Genomic DNA, 15,891 nt, shown 5'->3' with positions numbered 1-15,891 from the left:
AGTACAACTAGTACAGCAAAGTCATTCAACAATGTATAAAATATCGCGCAATAGTTACAGTCTTTTTTATAAACTACTTATGATGGTTTTCTTGATTATTTTCTAAGGTTTCAAATAATGCTATTTGCAATCTAGAATGGATTTTTACAAACCAACGCCAAAGTATTAATGTTAAAACCGCAGTAACTGCTATCACAATAATCAGTGTTTCACGGGAAGGTAAAATAGTAGAAGATAATGCTGACAGTAGTACTAAAATAGCTATCATGGATAAGGCTGGAATCACCTCAGCAATCACTCGTTGTAGTTTAATATTACTGCCTTTCAGGCTCATCTCTGCCAATAACATAGATAACGCTTTTAATTTACGATAGGCAGCGATTAAAAAAGGTAATGATAAAATCATTGCAACACCGCAAATAATAGCTTTACGATAATCAACTTTTGTAACCCAATTACCTAGCCATTCACTAATAGGCCCTACAAAATAAGCAACAGCTAAGAAAATAGCGATCACTAATGATAGATTAATACCTACTTGCATAATGATTTTACGGATCATTCCTGCTAACACTGCTTTATCACCATGTAAGCGAATATGGTCAACCCATTGTGTATAAGCAGTAAATACTTTACTAATAGGTGTGGGAATGATCTTAGCTAGCCCTCTTGATAATGGATCAGCCAATTTTATTGAATAAGGTGTTGTTAACGTGGTAATGACTGATACAGCCACTACGATAGAGTATAGAAAATCACTGGTTACGCCTAAACTCATCCCTAATGCAGCAATAATAAAAGAGAACTCACCAATCTGCGATAATCCCATACCTGCTCTTAATGAAGTTTTACCATCATTTCCTGTAATAAACGCACCTAACCCACAAGAAACAAACTTACCAACAATTACCGCTACAGCAATAACAAAAATTTCTAACGAATAAGTTTTGAGGATAGAGGGATCCATCAACATACCAATAGTAACAAAGAATATAGCACTAAATAAGTCACGAACTGGTTCAATAATACGTTCTATTTGAGCTAACTGTCTGGATTCCGCCATAATGGCACCCACTAAGAAGGCACCTAACACCACGCTATAATCAAGAGAAATAACCACTAAACAAAAACCAAAGCAAATCCCTAGCACACTCACCAGCATCACTTCATCACTTTGAAAGCGTGCAATATAAGAGAGTATACGTGGTACCATGATAATCCCTATCACTAAGGACACCACCATAAATAGCACTAGCTTACTAATGGTTGTCATCACGTTAGCAGTATCAATCTCACCGCCAGATGTTGCAATACCAGAGAGTAAAGCAATAATACCAATCCCTAAAATATCCTCCACAATCAACGCACCAAACACTAATTGCGCGAATCGCTCATGTTTCATTTTTAGGTCATTTAATGCTTTAACAATAATTGTGGTAGAAGACATGGCTAATAATGCACCTAAGAATAAGGTGTCCATTTTTCCCCAGCCAAAGAAACGGCCAATTTCATGGCCTAACCATACCATTACCACAATTTCTAATAATGCCACTGTAAATGCTGTGGCACCTACTGAGAATAATCGTCGAATACTAAACTCTAAGCCTAAACAGAACATCAAAAAAATTACCCCCAATTGGGATAATGTTTCAATACTTTCTCTATCACTGATAAGGCCTGGCTTAATAAAATAAGGGCCTATAAGAAAGCCTGCTACCATGTAACCTAGAACAATAGGCTGTTTTAATCGAGTAAAAATAATAATCGTTACGCCTGCAAATAGCATAAGAATAGCCAAATCTTGGAGAAAACTAGTAGCGTGGTGCAAGATGGCCTCCTATAAAAATAAAAATTGGGTTATGTTATTTGTAGAGAAATCGTAAAAACACATTTTAATAGAAAAAGTGAATTTATTGCTATTAAATGTATCTATTTATTAGTATTAATTTCACAACTATTTAGATATATGCTTATTCGAGAATAATTAACTATGCAAATTCCAAACAATTCAGAACTGTTTATGTCCGTCTTAATGACTCCAGATATGGCGAATTTTACAGGTAATGTTCATGGCGGTACCTTACTAAAACTGTTGGATGAAGTGGCTTACGCCTGTGCTAGTCGTTATGCTGGTGTTTATGCTGTAACTCTCTCAGTGGATCAAGTAATGTTTCGTGCACCTATCCATGTTGGTGAATTAGTACACTTTCTTGCTTCAGTTAACTATACAGGTAATACCTCTATGGAAATAGGCATAAAAGTTGTTACTGAAAATATTAAGCAAAAAAGTGTACGTCACACCAATAGTTGTTTTTTTACCATGGTTGCTATTGGTGATGATGGTAAGCCTTGTAAAGTCCCACCACTAACTCCTTCTACCAAAGATGGTATTAGACGTTTCCATCAAGCTAAGCAAAGACGTGAAATTCGACAAAATCTCGAACAACAGTACGAAAATATGAAAAAAGAGTATTCATCGTAATATAATGCAAAGAAAATAAATATTATTCTATAGTATTTAACTATAGAATCTTGTTATAAAATAAGTTAATTTTATAACTTCACACAAAATACTAATAACTCTATTCGTTTACTCTAGTGAAGTAGTTTTTACTAACTCACTGGTTGTTTTTTATTATAAAAGGGAGAATTTATGGAAACACCGTTAATAGCCACCATTTCTGTTGGTTTTGTTTTAGCGCTTATTTTGGGAGCTATTGCCCATCGTTTAAGAATCTCTCCCCTAGTGGGCTATCTTATTGCTGGCATCTGTGTCGGCCCTTATACACCATTCTTTGTGGCAGATGGCCACCTCTCCCACGAAATTTCAGAAATTGGTGTAATTTTGCTAATGTTTGGTGTTGGTCTACATTTCTCCCTTAAAGACCTAATGTCAGTTAAAAACATTGCTATTCCCGGTGCTATTGCGCAAATTACACTAGCAACCCTAATGGGCATGGGATTAGCTTGGCTAATTGGTTGGAACTTTGGTACAGGCTTAATATTCGGTTTAGCATTGTCTGTTGCCAGTACCGTGGTGTTATTACGTGCTTTAGAATCAAGACAACTCATTGATAGTCGTCGCGGTAAAATAGCTGTAGGTTGGTTAATCGTAGAAGACCTTGTAATGGTACTGGCCCTTGTATTATTACCTGCACTTGCTGGCATGCTAGGTGGCTCTGTTGGAGATGTTGCTACTGAAGCCGCCAACAGTAAAGATTTAGCCGATGTTGCTATTACTGCTGTAGCCGATACAGCCCCTGCACAAATGGGGATTGCTATGCAGCTATTAATAACCCTAGGTAAAGTAGCTGCCTTTATTGCCTTAATGATTATCGTTGGTAGAAAAGTAATTCCTTGGGTATTAGAACGCATAGCAGGTATGGGCTCAAGAGAGTTATTTACCTTATCAGTACTCGCTATAGCTATGGGCATAGCCTATGGCTCATCTGAGCTCTTTGGTGTGTCGTTTGCGCTAGGTGCTTTCTTTGCTGGGATGGTACTTAATGAATCAGAGCTCAGCCATAGAGCAGCTGAAGACTCTTTACCTTTCCGTGATGCTTTTGCCGTATTATTCTTTGTATCAGTAGGTATGTTATTTGACCCTAAAGTGTTGGTTGAACAACCTATTATGGTACTGGCCACTTTACTAATTATTGTTATTGGTAAATCTATTGCTGCTTTCCTAATTGTGAAAGCTTTTGGTAAGCCTACTCATACAGCCCTTACTATCTCTGCTAGCTTGGCACAAATTGGTGAGTTCTCCTTTATCCTTGCTGGCTTAGGGATAACTTATCACATACTTCCTCAAGAAGGTTATAATCTAATATTAGCAGGTGCTATTTTATCTATTTTGATTAACCCTATATTATTTGTATTATTAGATCGTTTCTATGCTACAGCAGACAAGAAAGAGGCTGTTGCAACTACTCCTGCTGAAACAACAGATGTAGCTGCCACTGTAACTACTGAACAAATTCCAGAATCAGCACCACAGGTAACAATAGATGAAGAAGAAAGTGATGATATTCAGCCTATAACAGAAACTCAACATGCCATTATTGTTGGTTATGGTCGTGTTGGTGTGCTAACGAGCCAATATTTACATGAAAAAGGGGTGCCTTTTGTTATTATTGAAGATGCCCATATACGTGTAGATGCTGCAAGAGAACTTGGCTATACAGTGGTTGAAGGTAATGCTGCTAACATCAATATATTACAACGCGCTAATATAGAACAAGCACAGTGGTTACTAATCGCTATTCCTAACGGCTTTGAAGCTGGTCAAATTGTTGAGCATGCTAGAACCTGTAACGCGATAATAGATATTATGGCACGTGCTCAAACTGAAGCTGAACAAATTCACTTAGAAGAACATGGTTCTGATTTTGTGGTTATTGGTGAGCGAGAAATTGCTCGTCTAATGGAGTCACGTTTACTTAAATCAGTATCAGATCAACAAGTCAGTATCTAACATCATCGAAGCAAGGGGTTAAATAAATAATAGCCCTTTGCTCTACAACATACTTTTTAATATTAAAAAGCTAACATTCTAATTATAGAATTTAGTAGAATTAGCCAGTTTATCACTTCCATTAAGGAAAACCTTTTAGATGTTACGTCGTTTATATGAGTGGACTATGCGGCTTGCTGAGCATCCTCGCTCAGAATGGGCATTAGCTGGAGTTAGTTTTGCAGAAAGTTCATTCTTCCCTATTCCACCTGATGTAATCTTAGCGCCAATGATTATGGCCAATCGTAAAAAAACGTGGCGCTATTTCTTTATTTGTACAATTAGCTCTGCGGTTGGTGGTATTTTCGGCTATTTAATCGGTATGTTCCTTATGGATACTGTAGGCCAGTGGATTATCAATCTCTATGGTTTACAAGATAGCTTTGAAACAGCCAAAGATAAATTTAATGAACTTGGCTGGTTGATGGTACTACTAGGTGGAGGTTTCACCCCCCTGCCTTATAAAGTAATTACAATTTTAAGTGGTATTACTCAGCTAAACTTCTTAGTATTTGTTCTGGTTGGTACCTTTGCTCGGGGCACACGCTTTTTAATTACTTGTAGTGTGCTTTACTGGCTAGGCCCTAAAGCTAAACAAATGATTGAGAAAAGATTAGGACTTGCCTTTACTGCACTTGTTCTTATTGTTGCTGGTGGTTTATATTTAGCAAAATACGCATTTCACTAGAGATACCTTATGCTATCACCTCTTGAACTAACCATTATCATTATTGTTGCTATTGGTTTATTGTGGTGGTGGCGTATTCATGGACAAAGAGATTATGCGCTACGCTGTATTAAACGACACTGTGAAAAACTTAACCTAACTTTACTCGATGGTTATGTTGCTTTAAAAGCAATCACATTTAAGCGCGATGGTTATGGTAAACTTAGATTCGCGAGAATCTATAGCTTTGAATTTACAGTCACAGGTGAGCAACGTTACACAGGCACTATTACTCTATTTGGTTATCATGTGGGTAATATTGAATTACCACCCTATCCCTTTAATCCTCAACAAGCTGAGGAGACACAAGGCAGTATCGTTGAAAATAGGCCACATCCTACGATATTAACCCTAGATGATTATAAAAAGCGTAAAAATACCCATGAGCAAGATTAACTTTAACTATTTAGCTTTACTATTCTCTGCTAGCTTGCTAACTGCTTGTACTTTACCCCCTATTCCACAACCTACTGCTGATACAGCTATTGTAGAAATGTATGCCCAGCCAAGCAGAAGCCTTATGGCTGACACTTTAGACCGTAACAGAGTAAATGATGGTCGTTATTTTCAAGTCCCTACAGGAAAGCATCGCTTAGCTGTACGTTTTCAATATGATACTTCAGAGGTAACAGGTTTCTTTCGAGATAACGGTTATATTACTTGTTTAATGAGTTTCAACTATGAATTTGAAGCTGGTGCTTTCTATCGACTAGAAGCCCGTCCTATGGTAACAGGGGCACAATTGCTCATTACTAAAGATGATAATACCAAGCTGTTTGATTTTTCTGAAGTTGATGTTAGGTGTGGCCCTTATTAATCATTATTCCTAAAACTAAAAAACCGTCAATATATGACGGTTTTTTTATAACTATAGCTGTTGCTATATAATTTTAGACAAGGCGAATGGCTGAAGACAGTACAATTATTACGACAAAGCCATTCAACGAGGTATAAAAATATAGCGTAATAGCTATAAAATATTAATTTTCTACCATTGGCACTTTAACATTACAAATAATCTCTAATTTCTGATTAGCCGTAGAAACTGTTAAATTATCATTATTTTGTGGAATACTGGCAAGAGCTCCTTGATCTGCTGATGTTAAGGGCTTACTTGCTGTAATTTGATGGTAACTACCATTTTGATCTTTCAATTTATTAATATTAACTGTATTAAAATCTATTCCCACAATATTCACAGGTGAGTATAAGGTATAAGTCATTTGATGATCTTTATTAATACCTATGGTATTACTTGCCATATTTTGTGAATTATTAGCAAATAGCTCTGATACTTGATCGATATAATTGCTATATACATTAACGGCTGCTATAGGATTTTGTACAGGTGGCACATTCTGACATAACACATTAGCTACAATTTGAGTTTTGTCTCCTGCCGAGATTTCTTTAACTGTTTCTGTTACAACATGCTCTGTCGTTGTATGAGTCGTTTGAGTGGTAACATGGTCTACTGTAGCAGGGGTAGTTTCGCGAGTAGTTGTGGTAGTAGTGGTAGTTTGCGCAAGAGTTGCTGTACTAGCTACCGCTAAAGCCAAAGCACAAAGCATAGATGAACGCATAATAGAACTCCTTAAACCTAATAAATAAAAAACTAAATTTTCACTTATCAGATTACAACAAGTCACATCACTCGTTAATGCTACCTTAAGGTAATAATTAGCCCAAAGAAGCTATTTTTAATGACATTTAATTACAAACATTCACTTACAAATGGGCTTACAGTAGCTTACTGATGAACGCCCAAGCCCATAGCTTGTAAGATAAACCAGTGTTTTAAAGGCGGAACAAGATTAGCGCCAGCTAGACCCAAGCCTAACAGACGACCTATTTTTAGGACAGGTTGTTTATTAGAGAATAAACGAGTGACTTGATCAGAAAAACCGACAATACGGTGTTGGTCGCATTCTCTTCGTTGCATATACTGCTGTAATGTAGCAAAGTCACCTAAAGGTTTATCTGATTTTAATAAGGCTTGTGCTAATGCCCATGTGTCACGCAATGACAAATTATAACCTTGCCCAGCCACGGGGTGCATACCATGTGCAGAGTTACCTAGTAATACTAAATGGGGTCTTACTTGTTCTTGTGCTTCGCTTAACACTAACTGGTAATTATGACGCTCACCAATACGCTTAAACTCTCCCATACGATTACCAAAAGCTTTTTGTAGTTCAACTAAAAACGCTTCATCAGATAAGGCTAATAATCTATCTGCTTCTTCATGCTCTCGAGTAAGCACTAGCGCACAGTTATTATCAGCTAAGGGTAATAACGCAATGGGGCCTTGATCGGTAAAGCGTTCAAAAGCACGTCCCATATGACGACAGCCTGGTGTTACATTGGCAATAATCGCCGTTTGTCCATAAGGCGTACGCTTAACATGAATCCCTAATTGATTACGTAAATCAGAACGTCCACCATCGGCTAACACTACCAGATTAGCAGATAATTTTTCGTCATCATCCAATATCACGTCATAACCATCTGGTTGTGGTATTAATTTACGTACCTCAGTGTCATATTGGCAATGAATCACTTCAGTATCTAAGGCTTCTAGTAAACATTTACCAATCCATGCATTATCAATAACATAACCAAAAGCTGGAATATTTTCTTGCTTAGTATCTAAATTAACAGTCACACCATGACCACGTTCAGATACTTGAATAAAGGTGATAGGTTCTGCTCGTTTAGATAAAGCATCCCATATCCCTAATTGCTCATAAATAAGTTTTGAACCATAAGAAATAGCTGAAGAACGTGCATCATAACTGGGCTGATAGTTACCTTCTATAGAGTAAGGTTCTATTAGTTTTACTCGCCAACCACGTTCACGCACGGCTGCTTGTAAACATAATGCTAAACTCGCACCAACTAAACCTCCACCAATAATGACGAGATCGTTTTGCTGCATGTTTTTTCTCCAGTCTATTCTTTAATTTTAACAAGCCATTAACGACTCTATTTCTGCAATGGTTTTTGGTGTATTCGCTGTCATCACGCGATGACCTTGCTCAGTAACCACGACATTGTCTTCAATACGAATACCTATGCCTCGCCATTTTTCTGCAACCTTGGTATTGTCAGGTGCAATATAAATACCGGGTTCAATGGTTAACACCATACCAGGCTCAAGAGGACGACTTTGCTTATTAATACGATAGGCACCCACATCATGAACATCGAGTCCTAACCAGTGGCCAGTACTATGCATGTAAAATTCAGTATATGCTTTGTTGGCAATCAATGTTTCAACATTTCCTTGTAAAATTCCTAACTCAACTAATCCTTCAGTGATTACTTTAACGGCTATATCATGGGGAGCCTGATAAGGTTTACCTGGTGCTACTTCACCAATCGCTGCTAAATTAGCGGCTAACACTATTTCATAGAGTGCTTTTTGCTCAGCTGAGAATTTGCCTGTAACAGGGAAAGTACGGCTAATATCACTGGCATAGCAATCAATCTCACAGCCCGCATCAATCATCACTAAATCACCTGCTTTTAACTCAGCATTATTCTCTTGATAATGCAGAATACAAGCATTAGCACCGCTGGCTACTATTGAGTTATAAGCTACTAACCGAGCGCCACCTTTACGAAACTCATATTCTAAAGCCGCATCTAGGCTATACTCATACAACCCTGCTTTACTTTCTTGCATAGCCCGAATATGTGCTTTAGCTGAAACATCCATGGCATATTGCATCACTGCTAATTCTGCCTCACTCTTATGCAAGCGCATTTCATGTAAAATAGGTTCTAATGCTTTAAAAGTGCAAGGGGCTATAGCATCTTGTCTTACTCTACTACGAACAACTTCCACCCACTTCATTAGTTTTTTCTGAACTTTTTGTTGAGTGGCTATTAGCGAATAAACCTTATTACGACCATCTAATAAAGTAGGCATTAACTCATCAAGTTGATTAATAGAGAATGCTTGATCAACACCATATTGCTTAATAGCACCTTCTTGCCCTGCCCTAATCCCTGTCCATACTTCCATAGTAGGATCACGATCACGGCAGAATAAAACCACTTGTCCTTCTGCTCGTTTAGGAATCAACACCAATAACGCTTCTGGCTCTGGAAAACCTGTTAAATATTGAAAGTTACTATCCTGTCGATAGGGATATTCCACGCCTTCATTACGCTCTATAATAGGTGCGGCAGCAATAACTGCAATACCATTGGCATCTAGTTTGGATAATAACTGGTGACGACGTTGTTGATATTCAGCAGCAGGAATAGTGATCATTATTCATCCTATTATTAATGCACAGACTGTTCTATTGTAGGTTTACTTTTAAGTTCCGTAGCAACCAGTAATGGCGCAACCCTTAAAAACTCAACAAGCTCCGCATAATCACCTTCACTACGAGCTTCATCTTCAGCAGCAATATTGGTATCTAGTTGAGAGACAGAAGCTAAATCCTCTAAAATTTCTAACACTTCTTTAGGTAATTTATCCGCTTGCTTGACCATACCAAAACTTGATAAAAAGCCATTAGCCCATTCAGTCAATGCGTTTAAGCGATCAGTTAAAGATTCATCATCAACAGGTAATAATAAAGTGACCGCAACACTACCATCCGTTAACTCTTTATTAACCATTTCTTGCAAACCAGTAATTGCTTGCTGAATAGCCTCTGTTAACTCACCCTCTTCTAAAAATGAAGAGAGTTCTTGCATCAATTGCGAAGATTGACCATTAGCACCCGCTACTGTCCGTCCCCAAAGAGTACCCTGTAACTCAGCAGGTGTAATAAAATGCCCTGCTTCAGTTAATAATTTTGCTAGACCCGTATAAGCAGAAGATAATGTTTGTGACATAACAGATAATAACTCTTGAAAAATAGTTTATATAGTAACAACCTAGCACTAATAAACCAACCTCTAAAAATAGTTAAAGCATATTATAAAATAGCTGTAATACCTATTAATAAGGGATAACAAAATATCTACATTTAGTAAATTCACTACCTTGCTCTCTGCCTCAGTTAATTAATAATTAGCAATATATTTATTCATTTACAGATTATTTCTTGTAAACAATACTATATTTTGATTTAGTCGATTTATCTCAACTCACTATTTTTATGATTGGACTATTATAGTAACAATCTTAACCAACAAACTTAGTATTTAATTGTATAATTAGCCGCAATTACTTAACACAATGACTATATTGTAGTAACTTGGTATAACAGTAGTTTAAAAATCACTTCCCCCTGATTGGATAAAATGTATGAAACAACCAGAGACAATGACTGTACATATTTTAGATAAAGAATATCATCTGACTTGCCCAGAAGATAAACGCCTTGAGCTACAACAAGCAGCAGACTATCTTGATAAAATGATGAGGGAAATTCGGGCGAGTGGTAAAGCCATTGGTGTCGAACGTATAGCAGTAACAGCTGCACTTAATATTACTTATGAGTTACTAGAGCAAAAATCCAAAAAAGGGGCTCAACAAAAGTTATTATAAACCGCTAAATATTTGCTTTCAAAAAGGCTTAATGCACTGCAATACAATAGCGACATTAATCACCAATAGCTTATTGTTGTTTACAGATGAGCTAATTAGCGTATAATAAAATTAACTCCTCGGATGTTCGTCAATTGGAGATGTCCCTGAGCCGATAATCTTTTAAACGGGGGTTATCAAATGACTGGTGTGCATGTCCGTTTCACGGAAAGCCTAAAGGTCTGCGGTAGCCACCACCTTGAACTTCAGGGTTCAAGGGCTAACCCAATAACGGCATCTTTGGAGCTCTATCTTTATTAAGCCTAATCCTTATGACAATTACGGCCGCTACTCTTTCCCCACAAGCTCTACGCCGATTACTACGCAACCGTAGGCGTGCGCTTACTCCATTACAACAGAAAATAGCTGCCAAAAATCTTTATAAACAAATTATTCATCACCCTTTATTTGGAAAAGCACAACATATTGGCCTTTATTTAGCCAATGATGGAGAAATAGACCCTAATCTGCTACTAAAAGCAGCACAACGTTATAAAAAGACTATTTATCTCCCTATCTTACAACGTTGGCCGAAGTTTGCTATGGCTTTCCAACGGATTACCCCTGAGACACGCTGGACACTCAATCGCTTTAACATTAAACAGCCCGTGGCTAATTTTAGTCATCAAGTTCATCCTGTTAAACTTGACCTTATTTTAATGCCATTAGTAGGATTTGATGAGTACGGTGGGCGTTTAGGTATGGGAGGTGGTTTTTATGATCGCTACCTTAGTTACTTAAAAAATCGTAAAAGCTGGCACAAACCTTATTTGTTAGGCTTAGCCCATGAATGCCAAAAAGTAGATAAATTACAATTAAATAGCTGGGATATTCCTGTGCGAGCAGTAGTAACGGATTATCGTTGGTATACTCATTAACACTTATTGTTAAATTAAATAACGAGAAACTAATATGCTAATTATTTTCGGAGGTTTACCCGCCACAGGTAAAACAACTATTGCCCAAACACTAGCTAAACAAATAAAAGCCACCTATTTACGGGCTGACACTATAGAGCAAACCTTAGCATTAACAGGTAAAATACCCAAAGATATGGAAGACATGGGTTACCGTATAGGTTATAGTCTTGCAACAGAAAATCTTAAACTAGGCAATGTAGTGATTGCTGATTCAGTTAACCCATTCAATATCACCAGAGAAGCATGGCGTAATGCAGCTCAATCAGCAACTAGCAAGTATTTAGAAATAGAAATTATCTGCTCTGATAAAACGATTCATCAACAACGGGCAGAAACGCGTATAACTGATATCGCTAACTTTACACTACCCACTTGGCAAAAAATTAGTGATCGCTACTATGAGCCATGGATAACTAAGCAACTCACCATAGATACTACCACCACCTCTGTACAACAAGCAGTAGCCCTTATTCAACAACACATTTAACAGCTACATTACTGTCTTTACTGATAATGTGTTTAGGCTTGGCCAATACAGGTTGTTCTATAGCAACGGTTATATTGCACGGCTACCAATAGCGGGATTGAGAGATATTTGGATTTTTTGTGAGGTCTTGATGAATAACTTTAAAAACACAGCACTAAAAAAGCTTTAGTAAGCTTTTAGTACTATAAAAAATATCCTCAATAAAGGACTTATTATTAATGGTAGTACATACTATGGTCATAGCTCACCTTGGTTAAATCAACTCTAATATTGTCTTTGGCTTGTGTTAAAAACTTTTCAGATAGCCATTGTTCTTTATTATTTGGGTCAGGTTGTAATAGCATAGGCTGTGCATTTTTAATACGAGGCCCTTCTGGCATGCCACCTTGTAAATACTTAATCACTCGCCATACGCCAGAGTGGGCAATAATCAGTGGGAAGTCATAGTGATTTAAAATCTCTGTTAGCGAATTACTAACACGCTCCACAAAGTCAACCCATGCTTCTCCCTTTGGAGGCGTTGCAAAATATGCTCTTTGTTCAGGGATAGGAGTACCCTCTAAACGTCCCCAGTCGCGTTCGTTAAGCCCATGAAAGACTGTAAATGATTGATTTGGCAATGCTAATTCAGCCGTCATTTGGGTGCGTCTTAAACTACTGATAGCAATACAAGACCATTGGTATTTACCCAATAGCTCACCGCTTTCAATAGCTTGATTAACACCAGTAGTATCAAGCAACATATCTAAACTACCGCACACCATATGTTTTGAATTAGCGTCTGTTTGTGCATGCCGCATAAACACAAAGGGTTTACGGGGCAAAGTTAGTTTTTTTATTGTCATAAAAACTCCGTTATTGTTTATACAAAATAGTTACTGCTTTTAAATAAAACCCCATCATTGGTCTTATTTTCGATTAGCATAAACAACATTTATGTCAGGAGTATGACAATCTAAGAATATATTTATCAGCTACTAATTCTAATACCTAAACCACTGGGCTTAACCAAATAGAAGTGGATATGCCATCGATGTAATGTAGCCACTTGTTTTACAATAGAAATACCAAGACCACTACCTGTTATATCCATCCCTGCTGGTCTATAGAAACGTTCGCCCAATCTAGCTAAGGTTTCATTATCAACACCCTGCCCATTATCCTCAATAGTAATCATATTATTATTTTCTGTAATGGTAATTTGGCTATTTTCAGGACAATATTTAATTGCATTATCAATTAAGTTACGAATCAACAGTGAAACAAATAAAGAGTTACCTTTGCACTGAGTATTTTTATTAATCAGTTGATAATGGATACTAATATTTTTCTTATTAGCTAATGGGGTTAATAAATCTATTTCAGAGGCAATTAAACCTTGCCAATCAATAAGCTGTTGCTCTGTTAGTTTTGATTCTGCATCTAACCGAGATAATGTAAGTAGTTGATCAATAAGGCGACTCGCTCTATCGATACCTGTAATTAAATTATTAAGGGCTGTTTTTTGTTGCTCTGAATTAATGGAAGAAATCTGTGCCACTTCTGCCTGAATTCTTAACGCCGTTAAAGGCGAACGTAACTCATGGGCAGCATTTTCTGTAAAACGTCTTTCCCTAATAATCATCGCAGAAATTTTATTAAATAATGAATTAAGCGCCTCAATAAAAGGTTTAATTTCTTTAGGTGCACCCTCATCTACAATTTGGGTTGAGTCATCAGGTTGTCTTTGTTGTAATTCTTTGGCCAATTTATTTAAGGGTAAAAGCTCACGAGAAATAGTAATAATGGTTATTACCATTAAAATAGTAATCATAATAAGCCAAGGTAAGGCTTGTGAAATAGCCATCCTTTCGGCCATTTCTTCACGATATTCATTTTCTTGGCCAACCGCTATAATAGTTTTATTATCCTGCGCTCTCAGCCAAATAATGCGCCATTCTTTAGTGTCCTCCATATACACGGGGTCTGTTTGTTGCATAACTTTATTATTAAAAATAAACTCTTCTCCATCTTCATCATCATGCAGAATCATTTTTCCATATTGATTAAAAACAGCAAACGATAAAACATCGTCATCATAATCAAAACGTTTTATGGCTTTTGAATGTACTTCAACTATTTCAGACTTTTCATCATGATTTTGCAAAAGCTCATTTAGATTAAGTGAGGCTAAACGTTTAGCAAAAAGAACTTGTTGGCTATCAAATACTTCTTTTAATATTTTTCTTGATAGTACATAGGTAATACCTGTTGCAATACTCCAAGTAATCACAATAGTAATACAAAAATAGATAATAAATCTTAATTTTAAGCTGAGCCTTTTCATTGCTCATTTCCTAGAATATAACCTGCACCATACACTGTTTTGATTATTTTATTACCTAGTTTTTTACGTAAGTTATGGATATATACATCCACTGTATTACTGCTCACATCCGTATCCCAAGAGTAGAGTTTTTCTTGTAACAACTCACGAGATAACAGTCGATTAGGATTCAGTAAAAACAGTTCTAAGATATTAACTTCTTTAGTGGTTAAAGAGATTGATTGATTCTCAAGCGTTACTTGGCGACTGGCAATATTAAGACGAATATCTTCATAAACCAACTCTGAGGAGCTTTGCCCATGAGTACGCCTGATAACGGTTTGTAAACGAGCTGATAACTCTTCTAAGGCAAAGGGTTTACACAAATAATCATCAGCGCCACATTGCAACCCTGTTACCCGTTGTTCTATAGCATCTCTTGCAGTCAAGATAATGACAGGTTCTTGTCGACCATTTTTACGCCAATAAGAAAGAATTTGCATACCATCTATGTTGGGTAAACCAAGATCTAAAATCACCGCATCGTAGTCAGCGACTAACAGCGCCTGTTGTCCTTGTAAACCTTCTGTAAACCAGTCTACAGAATAACCATACGCTGTTAATCCTACTTTAATACCATCGCCTATTAATTTATCATCTTCAATCAGTAAGATTCGCATAGTTATTTAACAATCAAAAATTATTAATCATTGGTAAGAATAGCCTATATTAAATAATAATTATATAGGGTTGTGATAAGCCCCTATTATAGGGGCTTATCACAGCTGAGAGATTATTAACTAAAGTAAAAGAGGAACTATCACAATAACTAAATTTTCTTGATACGTTTAACATCAATCTCAACATTACTCCAATGGCTATCTTTGTCTACTTCACCAATGATTTCAACAGTGTCAGTAGGTGCTACTGTTAAGCCGTACCAAAGATCATTATCTATCTCAACAACTACTTTACCGGTACTATCTTGGAAAGAATATTTATCTTCTCTGATATGCTGAACAATATTACCCCTTAAAGTCACATAACTATCATCTGATAGAGACTGTGCTTGTTTAACTGTCATTAATTTAGCTGATGTATTCGCTGGACCTGTGTATCCACCTGCACTATTTGGTGTAGTAGCACCTGTAAAACCATCCGCGAAAACAAGTGAACTAGAAGCAAGCAATAAAGTAGCTAATATATATTTTTTCATGTTGACTCTCTCTTATAAAAATTGATTTTTATATAGATAAAGGAGTTATTCCCGTTATCTGTTGAGATCATTAGAACAAAACATTATTAAGGAATTATTAAAGAATAATAATTTTTCAATAGTTAATAATATGAGAAATTAATACTGTAGAAGCTGATAGAGTAGAGAT

Annotated in this window: 17 protein-coding genes and 1 other RNA gene; 9 read left to right on the top strand and 9 right to left on the bottom strand. The window is 36.7% G+C overall.

Going from position 1 to position 15,891, the window contains the following annotated elements; all coding sequences use genetic code 11:
* Window positions 1-73 precede the first annotated feature (73 nt).
* Window positions 74-1,786 (bottom strand): cation:proton antiporter, encoded by a 1,713-nt coding sequence (locus MTZ49_RS09950; RefSeq protein ID WP_264747868.1) that lies wholly within the window; start codon window positions 1,784-1,786, stop codon window positions 74-76.
* A 204-nt stretch (window positions 1,787-1,990) separates the two neighbouring features.
* Between MTZ49_RS09950 and MTZ49_RS09945 the strand changes: the two genes are divergently transcribed.
* From MTZ49_RS09945 to MTZ49_RS09925, 5 genes are all read left to right on the top strand, one after another.
* Window positions 1,991-2,482 (top strand): acyl-CoA thioesterase, encoded by a 492-nt coding sequence (locus MTZ49_RS09945; protein ID WP_264745401.1) that lies wholly within the window; start codon window positions 1,991-1,993, stop codon window positions 2,480-2,482.
* Between the two features lie 171 nt (window positions 2,483-2,653).
* On the top strand, window positions 2,654-4,474 hold the full coding sequence (ybaL, locus tag MTZ49_RS09940) for a YbaL family putative K(+) efflux transporter (protein WP_264745400.1): 1,821 nt from the start codon (window positions 2,654-2,656) through the stop codon (window positions 4,472-4,474).
* 139 nt (window positions 4,475-4,613) lie between these two features.
* The gene (locus tag MTZ49_RS09935; protein WP_264745399.1) at window positions 4,614-5,201 is read left to right on the top strand and encodes a YqaA family protein; all 588 of its coding nucleotides are present in this window, start codon (window positions 4,614-4,616) and stop codon (window positions 5,199-5,201) included.
* 9 nt (window positions 5,202-5,210) lie between these two features.
* The gene (locus MTZ49_RS09930) at window positions 5,211-5,636 is read left to right on the top strand and encodes a DUF3301 domain-containing protein (RefSeq protein WP_264745398.1); all 426 of its coding nucleotides are present in this window, start codon (window positions 5,211-5,213) and stop codon (window positions 5,634-5,636) included.
* Window positions 5,623-6,057: a hypothetical protein gene (locus tag MTZ49_RS09925; RefSeq protein ID WP_264745397.1), complete on the top strand. Its 435-nt coding sequence runs from the start codon at window positions 5,623-5,625 to the stop codon at window positions 6,055-6,057. Before MTZ49_RS09930 ends, MTZ49_RS09925 begins: the two co-directional genes overlap by 14 nt.
* A 163-nt stretch (window positions 6,058-6,220) precedes the next feature.
* Here the strand turns inward: MTZ49_RS09925 and MTZ49_RS09920 are convergent, their stop codons facing one another.
* The 4 genes from MTZ49_RS09920 to MTZ49_RS09905 form a co-directional block, all read right to left on the bottom strand.
* Window positions 6,221-6,823: a hypothetical protein gene (locus tag MTZ49_RS09920; RefSeq protein WP_264745396.1), complete on the bottom strand. Its 603-nt coding sequence runs from the start codon at window positions 6,821-6,823 to the stop codon at window positions 6,221-6,223.
* Between the two features lie 167 nt (window positions 6,824-6,990).
* Window positions 6,991-8,178, bottom strand: coding sequence for a 2-octaprenyl-6-methoxyphenyl hydroxylase (gene ubiH, locus MTZ49_RS09915; RefSeq protein ID WP_264745395.1), 1,188 nt, complete (start codon window positions 8,176-8,178; stop codon window positions 6,991-6,993).
* A 27-nt stretch (window positions 8,179-8,205) separates the two neighbouring features.
* Window positions 8,206-9,522 (bottom strand): Xaa-Pro aminopeptidase, encoded by a 1,317-nt coding sequence (gene pepP / locus MTZ49_RS09910; protein ID WP_264745394.1) that lies wholly within the window; start codon window positions 9,520-9,522, stop codon window positions 8,206-8,208.
* 14 nt (window positions 9,523-9,536) lie between these two features.
* Window positions 9,537-10,097 carry a UPF0149 family protein gene (locus tag MTZ49_RS09905; protein WP_264745393.1) on the bottom strand — a complete coding sequence of 187 codons (561 nt, stop codon included), beginning with the start codon at window positions 10,095-10,097 and terminating at the stop codon, window positions 9,537-9,539.
* Window positions 10,098-10,512: 415 nt separating this feature from the next.
* Between MTZ49_RS09905 and MTZ49_RS09900 the strand changes: the two genes are divergently transcribed.
* The 4 genes from MTZ49_RS09900 to MTZ49_RS09885 all read left to right on the top strand — a co-directional run bounded on the left by MTZ49_RS09900 (window position 10,513) and on the right by MTZ49_RS09885 (window position 12,201).
* Window positions 10,513-10,755, top strand: coding sequence for a cell division protein ZapA (locus MTZ49_RS09900; protein ID WP_264745392.1), 243 nt, complete (start codon window positions 10,513-10,515; stop codon window positions 10,753-10,755).
* Window positions 10,756-10,867: 112 nt separating this feature from the next.
* Window positions 10,868-11,044, top strand: a non-coding RNA gene (gene ssrS, locus MTZ49_RS09895) — 6S RNA.
* 22 nt (window positions 11,045-11,066) lie between these two features.
* A complete protein-coding gene (locus MTZ49_RS09890; RefSeq protein ID WP_264745391.1) occupies window positions 11,067-11,672 on the top strand; it encodes a 5-formyltetrahydrofolate cyclo-ligase in 606 nt (201 codons plus the stop codon).
* 34 nt (window positions 11,673-11,706) lie between these two features.
* Entirely contained in the window at window positions 11,707-12,201 is a 495-nt protein-coding gene (locus MTZ49_RS09885) for an AAA family ATPase (protein ID WP_264745390.1), read from the top strand.
* Window positions 12,202-12,416: 215 nt separating this feature from the next.
* Here MTZ49_RS09885 and MTZ49_RS09880 read toward each other — a convergent pair whose 3' ends face one another.
* From MTZ49_RS09880 to MTZ49_RS09865, 4 genes are all read right to left on the bottom strand, one after another.
* Window positions 12,417-13,046, bottom strand: a complete 630-nt coding sequence (locus MTZ49_RS09880) for a histidine phosphatase family protein (protein WP_264745389.1) — start codon at window positions 13,044-13,046, stop codon at window positions 12,417-12,419.
* A 125-nt stretch (window positions 13,047-13,171) separates the two neighbouring features.
* The gene (qseC, locus tag MTZ49_RS09875; RefSeq protein ID WP_264745388.1) at window positions 13,172-14,527 is read right to left on the bottom strand and encodes a quorum sensing histidine kinase QseC; all 1,356 of its coding nucleotides are present in this window, start codon (window positions 14,525-14,527) and stop codon (window positions 13,172-13,174) included.
* Window positions 14,524-15,186, bottom strand: coding sequence for a response regulator (locus MTZ49_RS09870; protein ID WP_264745387.1), 663 nt, complete (start codon window positions 15,184-15,186; stop codon window positions 14,524-14,526). Before MTZ49_RS09870 ends, qseC begins: the two co-directional genes overlap by 4 nt.
* Before the next feature lie 149 nt (window positions 15,187-15,335).
* Complete coding sequence (locus MTZ49_RS09865) at window positions 15,336-15,722, bottom strand: YgiW/YdeI family stress tolerance OB fold protein (protein ID WP_264745386.1); 387 nt, start codon at window positions 15,720-15,722, stop codon at window positions 15,336-15,338.
* Between the last annotated feature and the right edge of the window lie 169 nt (window positions 15,723-15,891).

It is taken from the genome of Entomomonas sp. E2T0 (assembly GCF_025985425.1).
GTDB lineage: Bacteria > Pseudomonadota > Gammaproteobacteria > Pseudomonadales > Pseudomonadaceae > Entomomonas.
Note: the sequence above shows the minus strand (reverse complement) of the source record. Positions and strands in the feature narration are given on the sequence as shown.

Coding starts and splice junctions, on each gene's coding strand:
- MTZ49_RS09950 (WP_264747868.1), bottom strand. CDS start 1,786: ATGCTATTTGCAGGCGTAACGATTATTATTTTTACTCGATTAAAACAG.
- MTZ49_RS09945 (WP_264745401.1), top strand. CDS start 1,991: ATGCAAATTCCAAACAATTCAGAACTGTTTATGTCCGTCTTAATGACT.
- ybaL (WP_264745400.1), top strand. CDS start 2,654: ATGGAAACACCGTTAATAGCCACCATTTCTGTTGGTTTTGTTTTAGCG.
- MTZ49_RS09935 (WP_264745399.1), top strand. CDS start 4,614: ATGTTACGTCGTTTATATGAGTGGACTATGCGGCTTGCTGAGCATCCT.
- MTZ49_RS09930 (WP_264745398.1), top strand. CDS start 5,211: ATGCTATCACCTCTTGAACTAACCATTATCATTATTGTTGCTATTGGT.
- MTZ49_RS09925 (WP_264745397.1), top strand. CDS start 5,623: ATGAGCAAGATTAACTTTAACTATTTAGCTTTACTATTCTCTGCTAGC.
- MTZ49_RS09920 (WP_264745396.1), bottom strand. CDS start 6,823: ATGCGTTCATCTATGCTTTGTGCTTTGGCTTTAGCGGTAGCTAGTACA.
- ubiH (WP_264745395.1), bottom strand. CDS start 8,178: ATGCAGCAAAACGATCTCGTCATTATTGGTGGAGGTTTAGTTGGTGCG.
- pepP (WP_264745394.1), bottom strand. CDS start 9,522: ATGATCACTATTCCTGCTGCTGAATATCAACAACGTCGTCACCAGTTA.
- MTZ49_RS09905 (WP_264745393.1), bottom strand. CDS start 10,097: ATGTCACAAACATTATCTTCTGCTTATACGGGTCTAGCAAAATTATTA.
- MTZ49_RS09900 (WP_264745392.1), top strand. CDS start 10,513: ATGAAACAACCAGAGACAATGACTGTACATATTTTAGATAAAGAATAT.
- MTZ49_RS09890 (WP_264745391.1), top strand. CDS start 11,067: ATGACAATTACGGCCGCTACTCTTTCCCCACAAGCTCTACGCCGATTA.
- MTZ49_RS09885 (WP_264745390.1), top strand. CDS start 11,707: ATGCTAATTATTTTCGGAGGTTTACCCGCCACAGGTAAAACAACTATT.
- MTZ49_RS09880 (WP_264745389.1), bottom strand. CDS start 13,046: ATGACAATAAAAAAACTAACTTTGCCCCGTAAACCCTTTGTGTTTATG.
- qseC (WP_264745388.1), bottom strand. CDS start 14,527: ATGAAAAGGCTCAGCTTAAAATTAAGATTTATTATCTATTTTTGTATT.
- MTZ49_RS09870 (WP_264745387.1), bottom strand. CDS start 15,186: ATGCGAATCTTACTGATTGAAGATGATAAATTAATAGGCGATGGTATT.
- MTZ49_RS09865 (WP_264745386.1), bottom strand. CDS start 15,722: ATGAAAAAATATATATTAGCTACTTTATTGCTTGCTTCTAGTTCACTT.